Below are 18,578 nucleotides of genomic sequence, written 5' to 3'. Positions count from 1 at the left end.
CCAGCTCTGCCGCTTGTCGCTCAATGCCGTTGAGGCGAGCTGGCTGTCTCTGGCCCCGCCATTACTGGCGGGCCTCTCTTATTTCAAAGACTGGTGTGGTTATCGGGAAAGGTCAGCGTTATGCCACTCGCACCAGAAACTTCTCGCCCTGTCCTTCACGCTTGAAGCGCTCGAGCAGGGTGGGCAGCGCCTCGAAATTGCCGACCATCAGCGGCGGCAGGGTCAGCTCGCCGCTCGCCATCTGCTCCATCATGGCAACACCGGCGGCCACCAGTCGGCTCCACTGCTTGTCGGTGCCAAAGGCGTGCTGGGCGCCCAGCGCAATCTCGTGCAACGAATGGCAATGGGCAAAGGCGGGCAGCGGATTGTGCGGGATGCGCCCGAGCACAGTCACCATATGGCCGTAGTAGCCAAGGGCTGGCAGCAGGCTCTCTGCCTGTTGGCTGGAGACCAGATCAATGATCCCCTCGAACGGCTCGTTGCCGTTGGCGGCCTGCAAGGTGGCCAGCCAGTCGGGATCCCGATAATCGGCTACACCCTGCACACCGATCTGTTTGAGCCAGTGATGGTGGCGTGGACTGACGCTGGCAAAGACCCGCGCTCCCTGTTTAAGGGCGAGCTGCACTGCAAAGCGACCCACACTGCTACCGGCACCGGTAATGAGCAGCGCTTCCCCGTGCAGGCGCGGCAGCTTGGCCAGAGCCTGCCAGGCGGTGAGGCCTGGGCAGGGCAGGGCGGCGGCCGCCTCGTCACTCAGGGCATCGGGTACCGGCAGCAGCGCGCGGGCGGGCACTCTGGTGTGACGGGCAAAGCTGCCGTGGTGGCGCAGGTCGGTGTGATAGGCGACCCGGGCACCGAGGCGCAGATGGCTGACGTTGGTGCCGAGGGCCACGATAGTGCCCATGCCATCGACACCGGGCACCTGACCATCCTGCCAGTTGGAGTGGCCGTATTCGATCAGCTTCCAGTCCACGGGATTGAAGGCGATGACCCGGTTGGCCACCAGCACCTCGTCAGGAGCGAGCGGTGTCAGGGGCAGCGCGGCGAGGGTAAGCTGGGTCGGTTCACCGGGGGCATGCCAGCACCAGGCTTGGGTGTGATCCATGATGACTCCTTGTAAAAGCGAGGGGAGATAGCAACGAGATCTTTGCAACAGCAAGGCCGTGAAACTGCCACTGCTGCGAATGGGCAACAATACGGCAGGCCCCAATCTGTGGGGCCTGCGTTACGTGGCCGGTTGGCCATGGGCAATCAGCGGCTGGCCGCTGCGTCGTCAGCCTGATAGACGGGGTAGTCGGTCAGCCCCTTCTCGCCGCCGCCAAACAGGGTTGCCGGATCGTGGGGGGCCAGCGGATAGCCGTGGCGCAGCCGGTTCGGCAGGTCCGGATTGGCGATGAAGGGGCGGCCAAAACCAATCATGTCGGCCCAGCCCGCGTCGAGGGCGGCACGAGCACGCTCCCCGTCATATTTACCGGCATAGATCAGGGTGTTGGGGAAGGCATCCCGCAGGCCCTGCTTGAAGTTCTCCGGCATCAGGGGAGCATCGTCCCAGTCCGCCTCGGCGATGTGCAGGTAGACCACGTTGAGCTGGCCAAGCAGGCGGGCGGCCGCCAGATAGGTCTCCTGCGGGTTTGCATCCACTGTGCCGTTGAGGGTGGTGAGCGGCGCAAGACGCACCCCGACCCGGTCGGCCCCGATTTCACTACTGACCGCCTCGGTCACCTCTTTGAGGAAGCGCAGCCGGTTTTCCAGCGATCCGCCGTAACTGTCGGTGCGGGCGTTGGATTCGGAGTCGAGGAACTGGTTGATCAGATAACCGTTGGCGGCATGCAGCTCGATGCCGTCAAAACCGGCGCTGATGGCGTTGCGAGCCGCCTGACGGAACTGGCCCACTACCGCATCGATATCGGTCTGGGTCATGGCGCGCGGGGTGACGGTCTCGACAAAGCCCGGCGCATCGCTGCCGTTATCGACGAACACCTTGACGCCCACTGCGGGCAGAGCTGAAGCGGAGATGGGTTGGGCACCGCCGATGTTGTCCGGATGGGTGACCCGGCCCACGTGCCAGAGCTGGGCGAAGATGGTGCCCCCCTTGGCGTGCACGGCATCGGTCACAAGCTTCCAGCCAGCGATCTGCTCGGCGCTGTAAATCCCCGGCGTCCAGGCATAGCCCTTGCCCATGGGGTCGATTGGGGTGCCTTCACTGATGATCAGACCCGCCTCGGCGCGCTGGGCGTAGTAGTTCGCCATCATGGCGTTGGCCACATCACCCGGCTGACTGGCACGGGAACGGGTCATGGGGGGCATGACGATGCGGTTGGCAAGGTGCAACTGACCGAGGCGCAGCGGGCAGAACAGGTGATCGTGGCTCATCTTGAGTTCCTCATGGTGGAAGTGAGGCCACTTTATGCCGCTATCTTGTTGTGAAAAAGAGGGGTAATTGCACAAGAGAATTGCGCGTGATGCAGTAATCAGCGCACACCATCAGGAAATAAGGCGTCGAAGCATAAAAAAGAGGGCCATCTGGCCCTCTTCTGCTCTCTGTTGGTGACGGGGTCAAGCGGTGGCAGGCATCACCTTCACCCGCTCGATACGCCGCTCGCTCACTTCGATCACCTCGAAGTTGAGTTGCTGCAGTTGCAGTTGCTGGCCCGGAGTGGGCAGGGTGCCGAAGTGGGAGAGTAGCATGCCCGCCAGGGTCACATACTCGTCGCTCTCGCTCACCAGCCCCTCGTGTTCCAGCACCTGTTCCACATGGTGGATGTTGGTGCTGCCGTTGATGAGCCAGCCTTCACCATCGCGCACGATATCAGGGGTTTCGTCCTCGTCTGGCAGCTCGCCGACGATGGCCTCCAGCAGATCGTGGGTGGTGACCAGCCCCTGGATCACGCCAAACTCGTCGGAGACCAGAATCAGGCTCCCCTTGGCTTTGCGCAGTTCCGCCAGCAGGCGGATCACGTTGATGGTCTGCGGCACGATAATGGGGTCATTTTGTTTGGCCAGTTCGCTTAAGGATTGTCCTTCGTTCAAGGCAAACAGCAGGTCGCGCGCCTTGACCACCCCGACTACCTCGTCCAGATCCCCGTCACAAATGGGGAACAGGCTGTGGGGCTCGCGCTGCAACAGGGCTCGGATCTCGTTGCTGGAGTCATTGATATCGATCCAGGCCACCTCGGAGCGCGGAGTCATGATGGTGCGGATGGAGCGTTCGGCCAGCGACAGCACCCCCGTCACCATGTAGCGTTCCTCTTCCCCAAAGCTCACCGGCTCGGTGGTCGGTGCATCCATATCGTCATCCGGTTGATCCTGATAGGCCTTGCTGCCCATTAACTTGAAGATGGCGGCAGTGGTCCGCTCCCGTAGTGGCATTCTGGCTTCGTGACGCATGGCACTGCGCTGGGCCAGCTGGTTGAAAAACTCGATCAGCACCGAGAAGCCGATGGCTGCGTAGAGGTAGCCCTTCGGAATATGGAAACCGAACCCTTCCGCCACCAGGCTGAAGCCGATCATCAGCAGGAAGCTCAGGCAGAGCACTACCACAGTCGGGTGGGCGTTGACGAAGCGGGTCAGTGGCTTGGAGGCGAGCACCATGACCACCATGGCGATGGTCACGGCGGCCATCATGACGCCAAGGTGTTCCACCATGCCGACGGCGGTGATGATGGAGTCCAGCGAGAAGACCGCATCGAGCACCAGAATTTGGGCGATCACCACGCCGAAGCTGGCGTAGACACCGACTGGGCCGTCATCCTGGGGTTTGGCTTCCAGCCGCTCGTGCAGCTCGGAGGTAGCCTTGAACAGCAGGAACAGGCCACCTCCCATCAGGATCAGGTCCCGACCTGAGAAGGGGTGATCCCACAGGTGCAAAATCGGAGTGGTGAGGGTGACCAGCCATGACATGACACTCAAGAGGCCAAGGCGCATCAGCAGCGCCAGCGACAAGCCGATGACGCGTGCCTTGTCCCGCTGGGCGGGAGGCAGTTTTTTCACCAGAATGGCGATAAAGACCAGGTTGTCGATCCCCAGCACGATTTCCAGAATGATCAGGGTAAACAGACCGATCCAGATATGGGGATCCAGCAGCAATTCCATTGTATGACCTCAATAAAAACAGACAGAGCAGAGAGTGATCACGGCGCGCGATGGCCGCAGTAACAGCAAGGCAAAGGTGTTATTCAGAGGCGCTGATTAAGCAGAAAAAGATAGGCTTTGACAGAGAGAGACGAAGGGCAACTTCGGGGATTGTCCATGATGGGCAATAAAACCTCGGGTGAAAAATGAGCCCTGATGATAGCGGCTGGCGCCAATTTGGCAAGAGCAGCGTCAGCGAGGCGTGATGGGGTTGTGATGCGACAGGGGGAGGCAGCGGTGCCGCTCTCCCCCGTGCGGTCGTTACAACCAGCGCTTTTCGCGGGTGAAACAGACCGACAGCCAGGCATCGCCCAGGGTGTCGCCAAGGCGAGACCAGAGCTCCTGACGCAGGGCATCCTGACGTTCGACGGGCCACTCCTGACCCGGCGCCACCAGAATGTTCAATTCCAGATCGAAGCGGCGACCGCTTTTGGCCAGATGGCTGTAGCACTCGATGCCGTGGCGCTGGCGCAGCGCCTCGATCTCCTGCTCGACTTGCCGTGGCACATCTCCCTTGGGGGCGATCTTCAACACTTCCCGCAGGTTGCGACCGAGCACCTTGATGGGAATGAGAGTGGCGCAGAGGGCCAGCAGCGAGACCAGCACCGGGTCTATGTAGCGGTTGTATTGGCCGTAGCCGATGGCATCGAGGCCGATGGCGACTACGAAACCGATAAGCAGGGTGGCGCTGAGCAGTGTATCCACCAGCCACTCCTTGGAGTCGACCCGCACCAGCTCGGAGTCTACCTGTTCGGCAACCTGGGCTTCGATGCGATAGATGATGGCGCAGAAAAAGGTGGAGACGGCGGCATAGATAAGGGCGTGGCCGAGATCGATCTCTCGTCCGCCATCTAGCAGGGTGGTGATGCCGCTATAGAGAGCGCCAAGGCAGAGCAGCAGAATAATGGTGCCATTGATGACGTTGGTGATGGGCTCGAAGTGGGCGTAGCCATACTGGAAGCGCGCATCGGAAGGGCGGGTAACGAGATAGGCAGTGACCAGACCGAGGCCTGTCATGCCCATGCTGAACAGGGTGAAGATACCATCGAGCATGATGGCGTTGGAACCGACGAAGAGGCCGTAGCCGATGCCGAAGATGGCAAAGGTGATGCAACCGAACAGCGACAGGGTAAGCGCCTGTTTTTCGGTGGTGACCAGCGTACTGATAACATGGCTGTGGTGAGCCATAAAAGTCCTCCTTTCAAATGGTGAATATTGCCAAGCGCAAGCGGTTTTCTAGCTGATATACTGCCCGCTCACATGTGAGCGGACTGGCCTGATTGCCATTGACAGGCGGCTGGCCAGTCGTAGTCGCCGGGGTGCCGGCATCAAGCAAAATAAGGGAACAAGGATTCATGATCCCGAGACTCGATTACCAGGACAGTTTGTCACCCACAACCCTGTCGTTCCTAGAGTTGCTAGGGCGCAGCGCCTTTCGTGGTGATATCGAAAAGTCTTATGCAAGCCGGTTGGCGATGGCGACGGATAACAGCGTCTATCAGGTAGTACCTCAGGCGGTTCTCTATCCGCGCAGTGCGGACGACATAGCAGCAATGCTCAAGCTGGCCGCAGAGCCGGCGTTCGCCTCCTTGAGTTTTTTCCCTCGCGGTGGCGGTACCGGCACCAATGGCCAGTCATTGGGCGGCGGCATTATCGTCGATCTCTCCCGTTATATGAACCAGATCATGGAAATTAATCTGGAAGAGGGGTGGGTGCGTGCCCAGGCCGGGGTGGTGAAAGACCAGCTCAACGCCTATCTCAAGCCCCATGGCTACTTCTTCTCGCCGGATCTTTCCACCTCCAACCGCGCCACCTTAGGGGGCATGATCAACACCGACGCCTCGGGGCAGGGGTCCCTCGTTTACGGTAAAACCTCGGATCACGTGCTGGGTCTCAAGGCGGTGCTGGAGAACGGTGACATCATGGCCACCGAGCCGCTGACCGGTGAGCGACTGGCCGACAAGCTGGCGCTGGAGAATCGGGAAGGGGAGATCTATCGCACCCTCTATCGCATCGGCAAGGAGCGTCGCGCCGACATCGAGGCGACCTTCCCCAAGCTCAATCGCTTTCTGACCGGTTACGATCTCAAGCACCTCTATCAACCCGATACCGACACGCTGGATGTGAGTCGGGTGCTGTGCGGCTCGGAAGGATCCTTGGGCTTTATCACCGAGGCCAAACTAAATATCACCCCCATCCCGCGCTACCGTACGCTCGTGAACGTCAAGTACGACAGCTTTCCTTCGGCTCTGCGCAACGCCCCCTTTATGGTGCAGGCGCAAGCGCTGTCGGTGGAGACGGTGGACTCCCGGGTGCTTGGGCTGGCCCGTGCCGACATCATCTGGCATTCGGTGAAAGAACTTATTCAGGATGTGCCCGGCAAGGATCTGCAGGGGCTCAACATCGTCGAGTTTGCCGATACCGACGAGGCAGAACACAAGGCCAAGGTGGCGGAGCTCTGCCGCCGTATCGACGACCTGCTGGCCAAGGGCGAGGCGGGGATCATCGGCTATCAGGTGTGTGACCACCTGCCGAGCATCGAGACCATCTACACCATGCGCAAGAAGTCGGTGGGGCTGCTGGGCAACGCTGAAGGACGCAAGAAGCCGGTCGCCTTCACCGAAGATACCGCCGTGCCGCCAGAGTCACTGGCCGATTTCATCATGGAGTTTCGTGCCCTGCTCGACGCCCACGGCCTCGACTACGGCATGTTTGGCCACGTCGATGCCGGTGTGCTGCACGTGCGCCCTGCGCTGGACTTGTGCGATCCCGAGCAGGAGGTGCTGCTGCGCCGCATCTCCGATCAGGTGGTGGCGCTCACCGCCAAATATGGCGGCCTGATGTGGGGCGAGCACGGCAAGGGCTTTCGTTCCGAATACAGCCCCGCCTTCTTTGGCGAGCTGTGGGAAGAGCTGCAGCGGGTCAAGGGGACGTTCGACCCGGCTAACCGCATCAACCCGGGCAAGATCTGTATCCCCTACGGTAGCGGCGCCGAGCTGGTGTCGGTGGATGGCCCCAAGCGCGGCAAGTATGACCGCCAGATCCCGCTCGCGGTGCGCACCAGCTACACCCGCGCCATGGATTGCAACGGCAATGGTCTCTGTTTCACCTTCGAGACCGACTCCCCCATGTGCCCCTCGGTCAAGATCAGCCGCGATCGCCGCCACTCCCCCAAGGGGCGGGCGGGCCTGATGCGTGAATGGTTGCGTCAGCTGGCGGAGCAGGGCTTCGATCCGTTGGCGGAAGAGGTGGCACTGCAATCCGGTGGTGTGCGCTTCAAACAGCTGGTGGACAAGGTGCGCAACAGCTGGGCCAAACAGCGCGGCGAGTATGATTTCTCCCACGAGGTGATGGAGGCGATGGCTGGCTGTCTGGCCTGCAAGGCGTGCACCAGCCAGTGCCCGATCAAGGTGGATGTGCCCGATTTTCGCGCCCGCTTTATGCAGCTTTACCACGGCCGCTACCTGCGTGCGCCGAAGGATTACTTCGTCGGCACGGTGGAGAGCTATGCGCCGTTGCTTGCCAAGGCGCCGAAGCTGGTCAACTTCTTCCTCGAAAAAGAGTGGGCCCAGAAGGCGACCGAGAAGAGTATCGGCATGGTGGATGTGCCGCTGCTCTCGGTGCCGACCCTGGCCGAGAGCCTGCACGATAACCGCGCCCGCTATTTTGATCTGCCGGGACTGGAGCGGATGAGTGCCGAGCAGCGCAAGCAGGTAGTGCTCATCGTGCAGGATCCCTTCACCAGTTATTACGATGCCCCCGTGGTGCGCGACCTGGTGAAACTGGCCAGCAAGCTCGGCTTCCAGCCCTATCTGCTGCCCTTTAAACCCAACGGCAAGCCCCAGCATATCAAGGGGTTCCTGCGCGCCTTTGCCCGCACCGCCGCCAACAGCGCCCAGTTCCTCAACAAGGTGGCGGCGCTTGGCATTCCCATGGTGGGGGTGGATCCGGCCATGGTGCTCTGCTATCGCGACGAGTATGCCAAGGCGCTGGGGTCGGCCCGCGGTGATTTTCAGGTGTTGTTGCCGCAGGAGTGGCTGCTCTCGCTGCCGGCAGATCAACTGCCTGCTAGCGCCAACAAGACCAAGATCGAGGAGGGGAGTGAGCCCTGGTATCTCTTTGCCCACTGCACCGAGAAGACCGCCAAGCCCTCCACTCACGGTGACTGGAGCACCCTGTTTGGCCGCTTCGGGGCCAGCTTGCAGCCGGTCTCTGTGGGTTGCTGCGGTATGGCGGGCACCTATGGTCACGACGTCAAACAGGTGGAGAACTCCAAGGGGATCTATGGACTGAGCTGGGCTGAGCCACTCGCGCACCTGCCCAAAGCGCGCTGTCTGGCGACCGGCTATTCGTGCCGCAGTCAGGTCAAACGGATGGAGGGGGAAAAGCTCAAACATCCATTGCAAGCCCTGCTGGAGCTGCTCTGATGCTGACGTTCCCCAAGCGGTTTCGGGTGCCGAAGGCCTATCGGCATCCACGTTTCTTGCTGTTACCCGCCACTCCCTCTCAGGCGGTGGTGGAGTTTGTCGCCATGTTGCGCGAGCGCGAGCAGCTCCATCAGCTGTTTCGCCCGAACGATCTCTGGCCCTCGGCCAATTTCAGCCTGAGCCAGCACGAAAGGGATCTGGAGTGGCAGCAGTCGGAGTTTCTGGCCAAGCGCTCCTTTGCCTATGGCCTCTGGAGCCCGGATCGGGAGCCGCAATTTTGGGGTGGGGTTTATCTCTACCCCTCGGTGTTGCCAGAGGTAGCGGTGGAGCTCTTCTTCTGGAAGGTGGCCGAGGCGCCCATCGCGGATGAGGAGCTGGAGACGCAGTTGCGCGAGTGGCTCGCCAGTGTGTGGCAGTGGCCAGAACCCCGCCTGCCGGGACGAGATGTGCCCTGGGCTGAGTGGCCCGGCGTTACCTACCCTTGGTGACATCCCGCTTAAGGGCATGATTGTGTAACATGCAGCTCCGGGTCGGGGCTGCGTTGTTACCACGTCACCTGATAACCAACAACTCATATAACAGAACCATGTTGCCGATGGAGGGCGTTTCACTCATATCGGTATGCATTCATCGCTTACATAAGGAGTCTGCTCGCAATGAGTCACGATATTGCGCACATCTGGCGTAAACCCATGAGTCTGGAGGGCCTCAACGCCACCTCTCGCAACACCCTGATGGCCCACCTCGATATCATCTACACCGCTTTTGGCCCCGACTGGTTGGAAGCGACCATGCCGGTGGATCACCGCACCCACCAGCCCCTTGGCATGCTGCATGGTGGTGCGTCCGTGGTGCTGGCGGAGACGCTTGGGTCGCTGGCGGCCAATATGGCGGTGGGGCCAGATAGCTACTGTGTGGGGTTGGAGGTGAATGCCAACCATCTGCGAGCCAAGCGGGAAGGAGTGGTGACCGGGCGTTGCGCGCCGCTCCATCTGGGAGCAACAACCCAGGTGTGGCAGATTGAAATTCGGGACGAACGTGAGCGTTTATTGTGCACCAGCCGACTGACCATGGCGGTGCTCAAACACAAGCGGGGCAAGGACTCCAGCGAGGAGTGATCTGCAATAACGCACTATGAGTGCAAAATAAGCAAGCCATACTCGCCAGATCCCTCTATAATTGCCAACGTCTTGAGAGGCTTATCACATTTTTCAAGACAGCAGAACAAAGTGGCGCTATAATCGCCGCCTTTTTGCTATTCCGCGGTGTTAGCCGCCTGCCTTAATCTGGAAGAATCTATGTCTGATACCGAACAACTGCCCCTTTTTAGTGAGCTTGGACTGGCCGCGCCTGTATTGAAAGCGCTGCAGGACGTGGGCTATGAGCGCCCGTCACCGATCCAGGCCGCAGCAATTCCCCACCTGATGGCGGGACACGATCTGCTGGGGCAGGCGCAAACCGGTACAGGGAAGACCGCTGCTTTTGCCTTGCCTCTGTTGTCTCGTCTGGAAGCTGGTAACCGCAACACCCAGATCCTGGTGCTGGCGCCTACCCGCGAACTGGCGCTGCAGGTGGCTGAAGCGTGCCAACGCTATGCACACCACATGCCTGATTTCCACGTGCTGCCGATCTACGGTGGTGCCTCCTACGAAACCCAGACCCGCGCCCTGCGTCGTGGTGCCCAGGTTGTCGTCGGTACTCCGGGCCGCGTGATGGATCTGATCCGTCGCAAGAACTTGGATCTCTCCGGCCTGAAAGCTCTGGTACTGGACGAAGCTGATGAAATGCTGCGTATGGGCTTCATCGACGACGTGGACTGGATCATGGAGCAGTGCCCGAGCTCTCGTCAGGTTGCTCTGTTCTCTGCCACCATGCCGGAGCAGATCCGTCGCGTGGCCCAGAAGCACCTGAAGCAGCCCAAAGAGATCAAGATCGCCTCCAAGACTGCTACCGCTACCACTATTCGCCAGCGTTACTGGCAGGTAACCGGTCTGCACAAGCTGGACGCCATGACCCGCCTGCTGGAAGTGGAATCCTACGAAGCCCTGCTGGTATTCGTACGTACCAAGAACGCTGCCGAAGAGCTGGCTGGCAAGCTGGCCGCACGTGGCCACGCCTGTGAAGCGCTGCACGGTGACATCCCGCAGAAGCTGCGTGAGCGTACCGTTGACAAGCTGCGTCAGGGCCAGCTGGACATCCTGATCGCCACCGACGTGGTTGCCCGTGGTCTGGACGTTGAGCGTATCACCCACGTAGTGAACTACGACATTCCGTACGACACCGAATCCTACGTTCACCGTATCGGCCGTACCGGTCGTGCCGGTCGCAAGGGCGAGGCCATCCTGTTCGTGGCTCCGCGCGAGCGCCGCATGCTGCGCGCCATCGAGCACGCAACCCGTCAGGCCATCGAGCCGATGAAGATGCCGAGCACCGAGGACATCAACCAGCATCGTCTGGCCAAGTTCAAAGAGCGCATCCGCGAAACCATGATGGGCGAAGAGCTCGAGATCTACCACAACCTGGTAAACGAGCTGATCGAAGAAGATTCTGCCGATCCGCTGGAGCTGGCTGCCGCACTGGCCAAGCTGGTACAGGGCGACCAACCGCTGCTGCTGGATGACTCCATCCCGGATCCGCTGTTCAACAACAGCAACGATCGTGGTGGCTTCGAGCGTCGTGACTTCAACGATCGCGGCGGTCGTGACTTCGGTGACCGTGGCGATCGTCCGGCCCGTCGCATGCCGTCCCTGGAGCCGCGTCCGCTGAAAGACAACCCGGATGTGGAGATGGAGCGTTACCGCGTAGACGTGGGTGCCCATCACGGTGTCAAGCCGGGCCAGATCGTGGGCGCCATCGCCAACGAAGCGAACATCGAGAGCCGCTTCATCGGCAACATCGACATCGCTGACGACTTCTCCACCGTTGACCTGCCCAAAGGCATTAGCGCCGATGTGCTGGAAGTGATCAAGAAAGCCCGTGTTTGCCAGCGTCCGCTGCAGATCACTCGCTACACCGAGGTGCCGGCCGGTGGCAACACCAGCAGCCGTCCGCCGCGCGGTGATCGTCCGTTCCGTGGCGACCGTCCTTTCAACAAGGATCGCCGTCCGCAGGGTGACCGTCCGTTCAACAAGGATCGCCGCGAAGGTGGTTTCAACAAAGATCGCAAATTCGGTGGCAAGCGCCGCGAAAGCTGATTGCTGATCCCGTTATGAAGAAGGCCGCTCATTGAGCGGCCTTTTTTTGTGCCAGCCTCTCGCGAGGCGGTAAGGTGCTGGTGCGCCGAGGATAACAGGAAAACTGTGCTCAGAGCCTTGTGGTGAGCGCTCAGGCTGCCATAAAGCTGTCATGCTGAGGAGATAGATGACGCCGACGTGGCATGCCTCACCATCGCCCTGAGGGTGGTTTGCTGGGTACCCGTCGCTGAGCGTTAGAAAAGGGGGGCATGCCGGCTAATGACACAACGGCGATGAGCAAGCCCATGCCCAACCAGCTGCTCCATGGGAAGTGCCGGGGAGGTGTTGCTCATACAGGCGATGGTCTGGCGAGAGTGCTCACCTGTTTATGTCGTTGTTGCAGTTGTCGGCACCGATGTTTGTGTTTTCCGGAAAGCAAAAAACCGACCATGAGGTCGGTTTTTTAATTTGGCGGTGAGGGAGGGATTCGAACCCTCGATACGTTGCCGTATACACACTTTCCAGGCGTGCTCCTTCAGCCACTCGGACACCTCACCAAATTTTCGTTCGCTGCGCTGTTGCGCTGGAACGGGGCGTAATTTAGGGGAAAGGGCTGTGTGGGTCAACCTCTTTTCCCCTTATTTTTCATAATCTTTTCCGAATGCCTAACCCTTGTGCAGAATGCCGGTTTTTTAAACCGGATCAGGGCTTGTCGAGGATGATCAGACTGTCCGGCAGCTCGTTTTGATCCCGGGTGGCCGGGAAGGCGTCGGTCAGAATGGCGCTAACGCGCTCCACGCACTCCAGAAAACCCTGTTCGATCTCCTTGTTGCGCACGCGCGCCACGAAGTCGTCGATGATCTCCTGCCACTGGCCGTTGTCGATATGCTGGGCGATGCCGTCATCCACCAGTATTTCTACATAGTGCTCGGCGACCGAGACGAAGATCAGCACCCCGAGCCGGTCGCGGGTGCGGTGCAGCCCTTGCTCGACAAATTGCAGGCGAGCCATCAGGGCCGCCCGGTGCTGGCGCACCTTTTTCGGGATGAGCCGCATCTTGATGGGGGTCCAGTGGAACAGCAGGCTCAGCAGCAGCCAGACCGACCACTGCACCAGCAGGATTTCGTACCAGCCGAGCCAGAAGCCGAGCTGGAACACCAGCAGCGGGGTGAGCATCGCCAGCAGCGCCGCCCAGAGGGTGGGAATGTAGCGATAGCCATCGCTGGCCGGGGCCAGCACGGTGACCAGTTCAGCATCAGTCTCTAGCTCCGCTTCGCGCACCTTTGCCTGAAGCGTGTGGAAGAACTGTTTAGAAATCATGATTTGTCTCTTTACTCCTGTTACCAGCCACCGGAGGCTCCGCCGCCGCCAAAACTGCCGCCGCCACCGCTGAATCCGCCGCCGGAGCGACCACCAAAGGAGCCGGCACCCAATCCACCAGCCATATAGGCCGACCGACGTCGTCCTCCCGGCCCACCGCCACCACCCCCGCGCAGGTTGTGGAGCACGATCATCGCAATCACCACCAGAATAAACAGCCAGGGGCCGCCACCGTTGTCACTCTTTGGCTGCTCGACCGGCTGATATTCTCCGGCGAGTGCCTTCATGATGCTCTGGCTGCCCGCCATGATCCCGGCCACCATATCGCCGCGCTTGAAGGCGGGCAGGATGCGGCCATGGATGATGTTGGCGGCGATGGCGTCGGGCAGGGCGCCTTCCAGCCCATATCCCACCTCGATCCGCACCTTGCGCTCATCCTGGGCGATCAGCAACAGCACGCCATTGTTTTTGCCTTTCTGGCCGATCCCCCAGTGGCGACCGAGCTGGTAGCCGTACTCCTCGATAGTCTCCCCATCGAGGCTGTCGACAGAGACCACCACCAGCTGGATGCCGCTGCGTTTTTCAAAGGCCGCCAGTTGCTGGGTCAGTTGATGGGCCTGTTTGCGGGACATCAGACTGGCTTCATCCACAACCCGTCCGCTCAGCGTCGGGAAGTCGGGTGCCGCTTGCAGGGCACTGGCCCAGAGCAGCAGACAGGGAAGAAACCAGCGCAGCATCATCTTCATTGGAAGCTGACCTTGGGCGCCTCATCGGCACCGGGTTTGGCACTGAAACTGGGTTTGGCTTCCAGATCCGAGTAGAGCAGCTTGGACCAGATAACGCCGGGGAAGGTGCGGATCTCGGTATTAAACTGGCGCACCGCCTCGATATAGTCGCGGCGTGCCACCGAGATGCGGTTCTCGGTTCCTTCCAGTTGAGCCTGCAGGGCAAGGAACTGCTGATCCGCTTTCAGCTCGGGGTAGCGTTCTACCACCACCATCAGGCGGGAGAGGGCGCTGGAGAGCTGGTTCTGCGCCGCTTCAAACTCCTTGAGCTGGGCAGGATCGCTCACCTGCACGCTGCCGACCCGGGCACGGGCATCGGTGACCGCCTTGAGGGTCTCCTGCTCATGGCTGGCGTAGCCCTTGACGGTTGCCACCAGATTGGGAATGAGATCGGCACGGCGCTGATACTGGTTTTCCACCTGCCCCCAGCTCGCCTTGACCTGCTCATCCAGGGTCGGAATGTTGTTCATGCCGCAGCCGGTCAGGCCGAGCAGCAGGGTCAGGGTCAACAGGCTCTGCGTGGTTCTGCGCCAGAGTGATGTGGCCATCTTGTTGTTCTCCTTTGATATTTCGAGTCGATACTGCGCCATGGATGGTGTACTACCAAGAGTGCATCACCATACCAGCTTGGGTCAGTTGCCACAACGCGCAGGTAGCTCAGGTCGCTTGTTGATGCCTGAGACCTTGGGCAACTGGGGCTTGTCTTTTAGCCAGGAGGCCAGCTCTTCCCCACAGCCATTGCCGGGCGGAATGGGAGCCTGGGGTTCACAATCGGGGCTGCCCACCGGGCAGCGCAGCCGCACGTGGAAGTGGCTGAAGTGGCCCACCCAGGGGCGTAGCTTGGCGACCCAGGGTTCGTTACCAGCCTGTTGGCAGACCGCGGATTTGATCACCGGATTGACGAAGATGCGGGCCACCTCGGGTTTGCTGGCCGCAAGCCGCAGCAGGGTGAGCTGCTGGGGGCCAAAGCGGCCCGGTAACATCTTGTAGCTGGGTTCGTCGATCAGCGCCCACTCCTTGGGGGCATCCTGCTCCCATTTGCTGATGGGGCGGTTGGCCATGCGAAACCAGATATCGGCATCAAGTCCGGTCTGATGGCTGCGATGGCCGGAGGTAAAGGGGCCGCCACGGGCCATCGCCAGATCGGCGATATAGAGATCCGGCAGCCCGGCCATGCGGGTCTGGTTGGCCAGCGCTTGCAGATAGTGGATGAGGTCGGGGTGGCCGTAGTAGCGTAGCCGCTTGGTGCGGATCACCTGATAACCCGGCCCTTCGAGGGGCAGGGATACGCCGTTTTTCAGGCAACCGGCGGCATAACCGCCAATGGCTTCCGCTTGCAATACGGTCGCCAGCAACAGGGACGTCAGCATGTGCGTGCTCCTTGTCTTGCTTCGAGTCTGCTCAGCAATACGAACAGACTCAAACATATAAATAAATAGGCCGCGGCCACCAGCAGCCAGATCTCGTAGACCAGTCCGCTGGAGTTGGCCATCTCGGTGCCGACGAAGGTGAGCTCCTGCACCGAGATAAGGGAAACGATGGCGGTATCCTTCACTAGCGCAATGAGCTGGCCGGTGAGGGGGGGGAGCATCAGCAGCATGGCCTGCGGCAGGATCACATGGCGCAGCCGCACCCAGGGAGAGAGCCCGAGGCTCTGCGCCGCCTCCCACTGGCCACGGGGGATGGCGGCCAGCCCGGCGCGGACGATCTCGGCGACGAAGGCTGCGCTGATCATGCCAACGCAGAGGGTGCCTGAGATGAGGTTCTCCCAGCGGGCAGGTGGGCCAAACAGCGCCTCTTGCCACGGGGAGAGTGATACGGTGCCGAGCCAGCGGGAGAGGCCGCTCGAAGGCAGCAGCTGGTTGGCGATAAAGAAGTAGAAGATGAAGATAAAGACCAGCGGCGGCAGATTGCGGATCAGCTGGATAAACAGGGTCGCGGGCATCACCAGCCAGGGGCGGCGGCTGAAGGCGGCTACCCCCAGCGCAGTGCCGAGCAGCAGCGCCAGTACCATGCCGAGCAGGGCGATGCGCAAGGTGGTGAGCAGACCGCTGAAAAAGTAGGGCAACTCGCCGTGAGGGCCGGGGGTGAACATCAGGTCGAAGGCTTCATGCCAGCGCCACTGATAGGCCACCCCGATGTGCAAGCGGCTGGCCAGCCAGAGGCCAGCCAGCAGCAGGATCAGGGCGATCGCCCCATCCAGCCAGTTGATGTTCCGACATGGCTTCCGGACGATGCGCCGGATGGTCTGTTTGAGGGCCATCAGCATCAGGGATTGGCGACCTGCGCTTCCCACGCCAGCGACTTGAACCAGTAGTCATGGCGCGCCTTGAGCCAGCCATCGGCCTGACGGGCGGCGATCCACTCGTTGAACTGTTCAGCCAGGGCATCATCCCCCTTGCGCAGGGCAAAGCCTTCATCGCCTTGTGCCAACGGCTCGGCAAACGGCATAAAGAGGGCATCCGGGTGGCGCAGCGCCTCTTGCTCGGGTTTCGGGGAAGAGGAGAGGGCACCGTGGGCGCGGCCGTTCAGCACCTCCTGAAAAACCTGTGACTCGTCATCAAACTGGCGCAGGGTGGCCTTGGGGAAGTGTTCTTTTGCCACCTGTACCGGTGAGGCGCCACGACGTACCGCCAGGATCACCCCGCGCTGGTTGAAGTCCGCCACGGTTTTCTTCTCTTTGGCCATGGTGCTGGAGGCGGCCAGCTGCACCCCCGAATGGGAGTAGGCCTGGGTGAAGCGCACGCTCTTCTCCCGCTCGGGGGTGATGGTGAGGCCGCCGATGATGACGTCATATTTTTTCGCCAACAGGGAGGGGATGATGCCATCCCAGGCGGTAGGCACGAACTCTACCTGCCAGCCGTTATCTGTGGCGAGGCGACGGGCCACGTCAATCTCGAAACCGATCAGGGCCCCCTGCTTGTCGCGCATCGCCCAGGGGGCGAAGGTGGACATGCCGACCCGCAGGGTACCGCTCTGCTCGATCTGTGCCTGGGTGTCGGAGGGGGCAGTTTCTGCCAGTGCCGGAGTGAGCAGGCTTGTCAGCAGCAGGGCAGCGCCCGACAGGGTGGTCTTGAATGACAGATTCATGGTTAGCGTCCTTGTTGATCCGGATTCAGGTGACGGGCCAGCGCCCGCGAACAGGCTGACAGCGTCAGGGTTAACAGCAAATAGAGGGCAGCTACGGTAAACCACACCTCAAAGGTCAGAAACGTATCGGCAACCAGAGTACGCCCTTCGTTGGTCAGATCGAAGATGGCGATCACACTCACCAGCGCCGAATGTTTGATAAGGGAGACCAGCTCGTTGGTGAGCGGCGGCAAGGTGATGCGCACCAGCTGGGGCAGGATCACCTTGCGCAGGGTGATGGCCCGTGACAAGCCAAGCGACTGGGCTGCCTCCCACTGTCCTTTGGGAATGGCATGTACGCCTGCACGCAGCACTTCGGCGGTGAAGGCCCCCTGATAGAGGGAGAGGCTCAACACGGCGCAGGCAAGGGGGGCCAATCCCAGCATGGGGCCCAGCAAGAAATAGAGAATATAGAGCTGCACCAGCTGGGGCGTGGTGCGCACCAGCGCCAGATAGGCGATGGCGAGCCATGGGCCGAGCCTGGAGGGAAGCAGCCGCAGGCTGACCACGCACACCCCGACCGCCAGAGTGCCCAACAGGCTGAGCAGCGCCACCTGCAAAGTGACCAGCAGGCCGTTTAGCAAGGGGCCGGCATAAAAGGTTCCCTCATCCCACTCGCCGAGAAAGGGCAACACCCGCGGCCACTGCCACTCATAGCCCATCTGGCGAGCGCCGCTATAGAGCGCCCAGCCCAGTAGCGCAGAGAGCATCACAGTGCCCGACAGCCAGCCAAGCAGGCGGGGGCGATTGAGCCTAGTCATGATAGCTAAGCACCTGTTCGAGGAAGGCCCGGGTGCGCGGGTGCCGGGGGGCGTTGAACAGTTGGGCGGGCGGGGCCGACTCGATGATTTTCCCCTCATCCATAAAGAGCACCCGATCCGCCACCTGACGGGCAAAGCCCATCTCGTGAGTGACGCAGATCAGGGTCATCCCCTCGTCAGCCAGCTCGCGGATCACATCGAGCACTTCGCGGATCATCTCGGGGTCGAGGGCGGAGGTGGGCTCGTCAAACAGCATCAGCTCGGGTTGCATGCAGAGGGAGCGGGCGATGGCGACCCGCTGCTGCTGGCCGCCGGAGAGCTGGTGGGGGTACTTGTCGGCCTGTGCCTGAATGCGCACCCGCTCGAGCAGCCCGAGCGCCCGGGCTTTGGCCTCCTCAGGGCGCAACCCCAGGGTATGCACCGGCGCCACCATCAGGTTCTCCAGCACCGTCATATGGGGGAAGAGGTTGAACTGCTGAAACACCATGCCGACCCGACCTTGCAGGCGACGCAAGTAGGCGGGGGTTACCGGCTCGCCAAACAGGAACAGCTGGCCGCCGTCGATCCCCTCCAGCCCGTTGATGGTGCGGATCAGGGTCGATTTTCCCGAGCCTGACGGGCCACAGATGACCCACTTCTCTCCCCGTTCAATGGTGAGATCGATGTGATGAAGAGCCTGAAAATCGCCATAGAATTTGTCGACGCCACAAAAGCGCACACAGGGTTGCGAGCTGGTCAAGAAGCGGGTTCCACTGAGAATCATTTACGCCATGGTATTGATTTTATAGGGGGATGACAAAGAAAACCCCCTTGTCAGCATCCTGATGGCTATTCACAATGACGCCATTTCGT

At 61.0% G+C, this 18,578-nt stretch carries 16 protein-coding genes and 1 tRNA gene; 4 read left to right on the top strand and 13 right to left on the bottom strand.

Annotated features, from left to right (window positions below):
* Positions 1–118 precede the first annotated feature (118 nt).
* The 4 genes from ACTG2G_RS02390 to ACTG2G_RS02375 form a co-directional block, all read right to left on the bottom strand.
* A complete protein-coding gene (locus ACTG2G_RS02390; protein ID WP_236302838.1) occupies positions 119–1,105 on the bottom strand; it encodes a zinc-binding dehydrogenase in 987 nt (328 codons plus the stop codon).
* Between the two features lie 146 nt (positions 1,106–1,251).
* Positions 1,252–2,373 carry an alkene reductase gene (locus ACTG2G_RS02385; RefSeq protein ID WP_236302839.1) on the bottom strand — a complete coding sequence of 374 codons (1,122 nt, stop codon included), beginning with the start codon at positions 2,371–2,373 and terminating at the stop codon, positions 1,252–1,254.
* Between the two features lie 183 nt (positions 2,374–2,556).
* Complete coding sequence (locus ACTG2G_RS02380) at positions 2,557–4,092, bottom strand: TerC family protein (protein WP_236302840.1); 1,536 nt, start codon at positions 4,090–4,092, stop codon at positions 2,557–2,559.
* A 300-nt stretch (positions 4,093–4,392) separates the two neighbouring features.
* Positions 4,393–5,319 carry a cation diffusion facilitator family transporter gene (locus ACTG2G_RS02375; protein WP_005361338.1) on the bottom strand — a complete coding sequence of 309 codons (927 nt, stop codon included), beginning with the start codon at positions 5,317–5,319 and terminating at the stop codon, positions 4,393–4,395.
* Positions 5,320–5,486: 167 nt separating this feature from the next.
* On the opposite strand from ACTG2G_RS02375, the gene ydiJ reads away from it, so the two are divergent.
* The 4 genes from ydiJ (at position 5,487) to ACTG2G_RS02355 (ending at position 11,752) form a co-directional block, all read left to right on the top strand.
* On the top strand, positions 5,487–8,558 hold the full coding sequence (ydiJ, locus tag ACTG2G_RS02370; protein ID WP_439985130.1) for a D-2-hydroxyglutarate dehydrogenase YdiJ: 3,072 nt from the start codon (positions 5,487–5,489) through the stop codon (positions 8,556–8,558).
* Complete coding sequence (locus ACTG2G_RS02365) at positions 8,558–9,046, top strand: hypothetical protein (protein ID WP_439985129.1); 489 nt, start codon at positions 8,558–8,560, stop codon at positions 9,044–9,046. The genes ydiJ and ACTG2G_RS02365 overlap by 1 nt, the downstream gene beginning before the upstream one ends.
* A 168-nt stretch (positions 9,047–9,214) precedes the next feature.
* On the top strand, positions 9,215–9,676 hold the full coding sequence (locus tag ACTG2G_RS02360) for a hotdog fold thioesterase (protein ID WP_216963333.1): 462 nt from the start codon (positions 9,215–9,217) through the stop codon (positions 9,674–9,676).
* A 180-nt stretch (positions 9,677–9,856) separates the two neighbouring features.
* Positions 9,857–11,752: a DEAD/DEAH box helicase gene (locus tag ACTG2G_RS02355; protein WP_199258754.1), complete on the top strand. Its 1,896-nt coding sequence runs from the start codon at positions 9,857–9,859 to the stop codon at positions 11,750–11,752.
* A 448-nt stretch (positions 11,753–12,200) separates the two neighbouring features.
* Here ACTG2G_RS02355 and ACTG2G_RS02350 read toward each other — a convergent pair.
* From ACTG2G_RS02350 to ACTG2G_RS02310, 9 genes are all read right to left on the bottom strand, one after another.
* Positions 12,201–12,288: transfer RNA gene (locus ACTG2G_RS02350), tRNA-Ser, on the bottom strand.
* A gap of 145 nt (positions 12,289–12,433) precedes the next feature.
* The gene (locus ACTG2G_RS02345) at positions 12,434–13,051 is read right to left on the bottom strand and encodes a TPM domain-containing protein (protein WP_167569456.1); all 618 of its coding nucleotides are present in this window, start codon (positions 13,049–13,051) and stop codon (positions 12,434–12,436) included.
* A gap of 20 nt (positions 13,052–13,071) precedes the next feature.
* The gene (locus ACTG2G_RS02340) at positions 13,072–13,797 is read right to left on the bottom strand and encodes a TPM domain-containing protein (protein ID WP_005346567.1); all 726 of its coding nucleotides are present in this window, start codon (positions 13,795–13,797) and stop codon (positions 13,072–13,074) included.
* Entirely contained in the window at positions 13,794–14,384 is a 591-nt protein-coding gene (locus tag ACTG2G_RS02335; protein WP_005346564.1) for a LemA family protein, read from the bottom strand. The genes ACTG2G_RS02340 and ACTG2G_RS02335 overlap by 4 nt, the downstream gene beginning before the upstream one ends.
* An 84-nt stretch (positions 14,385–14,468) precedes the next feature.
* Positions 14,469–15,206 carry a penicillin-insensitive murein endopeptidase gene (gene mepA / locus ACTG2G_RS02330; protein ID WP_005359850.1) on the bottom strand — a complete coding sequence of 246 codons (738 nt, stop codon included), beginning with the start codon at positions 15,204–15,206 and terminating at the stop codon, positions 14,469–14,471.
* Entirely contained in the window at positions 15,200–16,105 is a 906-nt protein-coding gene (locus tag ACTG2G_RS02325; protein ID WP_416004611.1) for an amino acid ABC transporter permease, read from the bottom strand. The genes mepA and ACTG2G_RS02325 overlap by 7 nt, the downstream gene beginning before the upstream one ends.
* On the bottom strand, positions 16,105–16,926 hold the full coding sequence (locus ACTG2G_RS02320; protein WP_064340006.1) for a transporter substrate-binding domain-containing protein: 822 nt from the start codon (positions 16,924–16,926) through the stop codon (positions 16,105–16,107). Before ACTG2G_RS02320 ends, ACTG2G_RS02325 begins: the two co-directional genes overlap by 1 nt.
* Positions 16,927–16,928: 2 nt before the next feature.
* Positions 16,929–17,726: an amino acid ABC transporter permease gene (locus tag ACTG2G_RS02315; protein WP_439985127.1), complete on the bottom strand. Its 798-nt coding sequence runs from the start codon at positions 17,724–17,726 to the stop codon at positions 16,929–16,931.
* A complete protein-coding gene (locus tag ACTG2G_RS02310) occupies positions 17,719–18,489 on the bottom strand; it encodes an amino acid ABC transporter ATP-binding protein (RefSeq protein ID WP_416004607.1) in 771 nt (256 codons plus the stop codon). Before ACTG2G_RS02310 ends, ACTG2G_RS02315 begins: the two co-directional genes overlap by 8 nt.
* Positions 18,490–18,578 lie beyond the last annotated feature (89 nt).

Source organism: Aeromonas sp. 55A, assembly GCF_051919665.1.
In the GTDB taxonomy this organism is placed as follows: domain Bacteria; phylum Pseudomonadota; class Gammaproteobacteria; order Enterobacterales; family Aeromonadaceae; genus Aeromonas; species Aeromonas veronii.
The sequence above is the reverse complement of the archived record's forward strand: the minus strand, read 5'-3'. Positions and strand labels throughout refer to the sequence as shown.

What these genes read in the sequence shown, in the direction of transcription:
- ACTG2G_RS02375 (WP_005361338.1), bottom strand. Translation starts at nt 5,319, where the DNA reads ATGGCTCACCACAGCCATGTTATCAGTACGCTGGTCACCACCGAAAAA.
- ACTG2G_RS02325 (WP_416004611.1), bottom strand. Translation starts at nt 16,105, where the DNA reads ATGCTGATGGCCCTCAAACAGACCATCCGGCGCATCGTCCGGAAGCCA.
- ACTG2G_RS02380 (WP_236302840.1), bottom strand. Translation starts at nt 4,092, where the DNA reads ATGGAATTGCTGCTGGATCCCCATATCTGGATCGGTCTGTTTACCCTG.
- ACTG2G_RS02340 (WP_005346567.1), bottom strand. Translation starts at nt 13,797, where the DNA reads ATGAAGATGATGCTGCGCTGGTTTCTTCCCTGTCTGCTGCTCTGGGCC.
- ACTG2G_RS02365 (WP_439985129.1), top strand. Translation starts at nt 8,558, where the DNA reads ATGCTGACGTTCCCCAAGCGGTTTCGGGTGCCGAAGGCCTATCGGCAT.
- ACTG2G_RS02335 (WP_005346564.1), bottom strand. Translation starts at nt 14,384, where the DNA reads ATGGCCACATCACTCTGGCGCAGAACCACGCAGAGCCTGTTGACCCTG.
- ACTG2G_RS02360 (WP_216963333.1), top strand. Translation starts at nt 9,215, where the DNA reads ATGAGTCACGATATTGCGCACATCTGGCGTAAACCCATGAGTCTGGAG.
- ACTG2G_RS02390 (WP_236302838.1), bottom strand. Translation starts at nt 1,105, where the DNA reads ATGGATCACACCCAAGCCTGGTGCTGGCATGCCCCCGGTGAACCGACC.
- ACTG2G_RS02385 (WP_236302839.1), bottom strand. Translation starts at nt 2,373, where the DNA reads ATGAGCCACGATCACCTGTTCTGCCCGCTGCGCCTCGGTCAGTTGCAC.
- ACTG2G_RS02320 (WP_064340006.1), bottom strand. Translation starts at nt 16,926, where the DNA reads ATGAATCTGTCATTCAAGACCACCCTGTCGGGCGCTGCCCTGCTGCTG.
- ACTG2G_RS02345 (WP_167569456.1), bottom strand. Translation starts at nt 13,051, where the DNA reads ATGATTTCTAAACAGTTCTTCCACACGCTTCAGGCAAAGGTGCGCGAA.
- ACTG2G_RS02315 (WP_439985127.1), bottom strand. Translation starts at nt 17,726, where the DNA reads ATGACTAGGCTCAATCGCCCCCGCCTGCTTGGCTGGCTGTCGGGCACT.
- ACTG2G_RS02310 (WP_416004607.1), bottom strand. Translation starts at nt 18,489, where the DNA reads ATGATTCTCAGTGGAACCCGCTTCTTGACCAGCTCGCAACCCTGTGTG.
- mepA (WP_005359850.1), bottom strand. Translation starts at nt 15,206, where the DNA reads ATGCTGACGTCCCTGTTGCTGGCGACCGTATTGCAAGCGGAAGCCATT.
- ydiJ (WP_439985130.1), top strand. Translation starts at nt 5,487, where the DNA reads ATGATCCCGAGACTCGATTACCAGGACAGTTTGTCACCCACAACCCTG.
- ACTG2G_RS02355 (WP_199258754.1), top strand. Translation starts at nt 9,857, where the DNA reads ATGTCTGATACCGAACAACTGCCCCTTTTTAGTGAGCTTGGACTGGCC.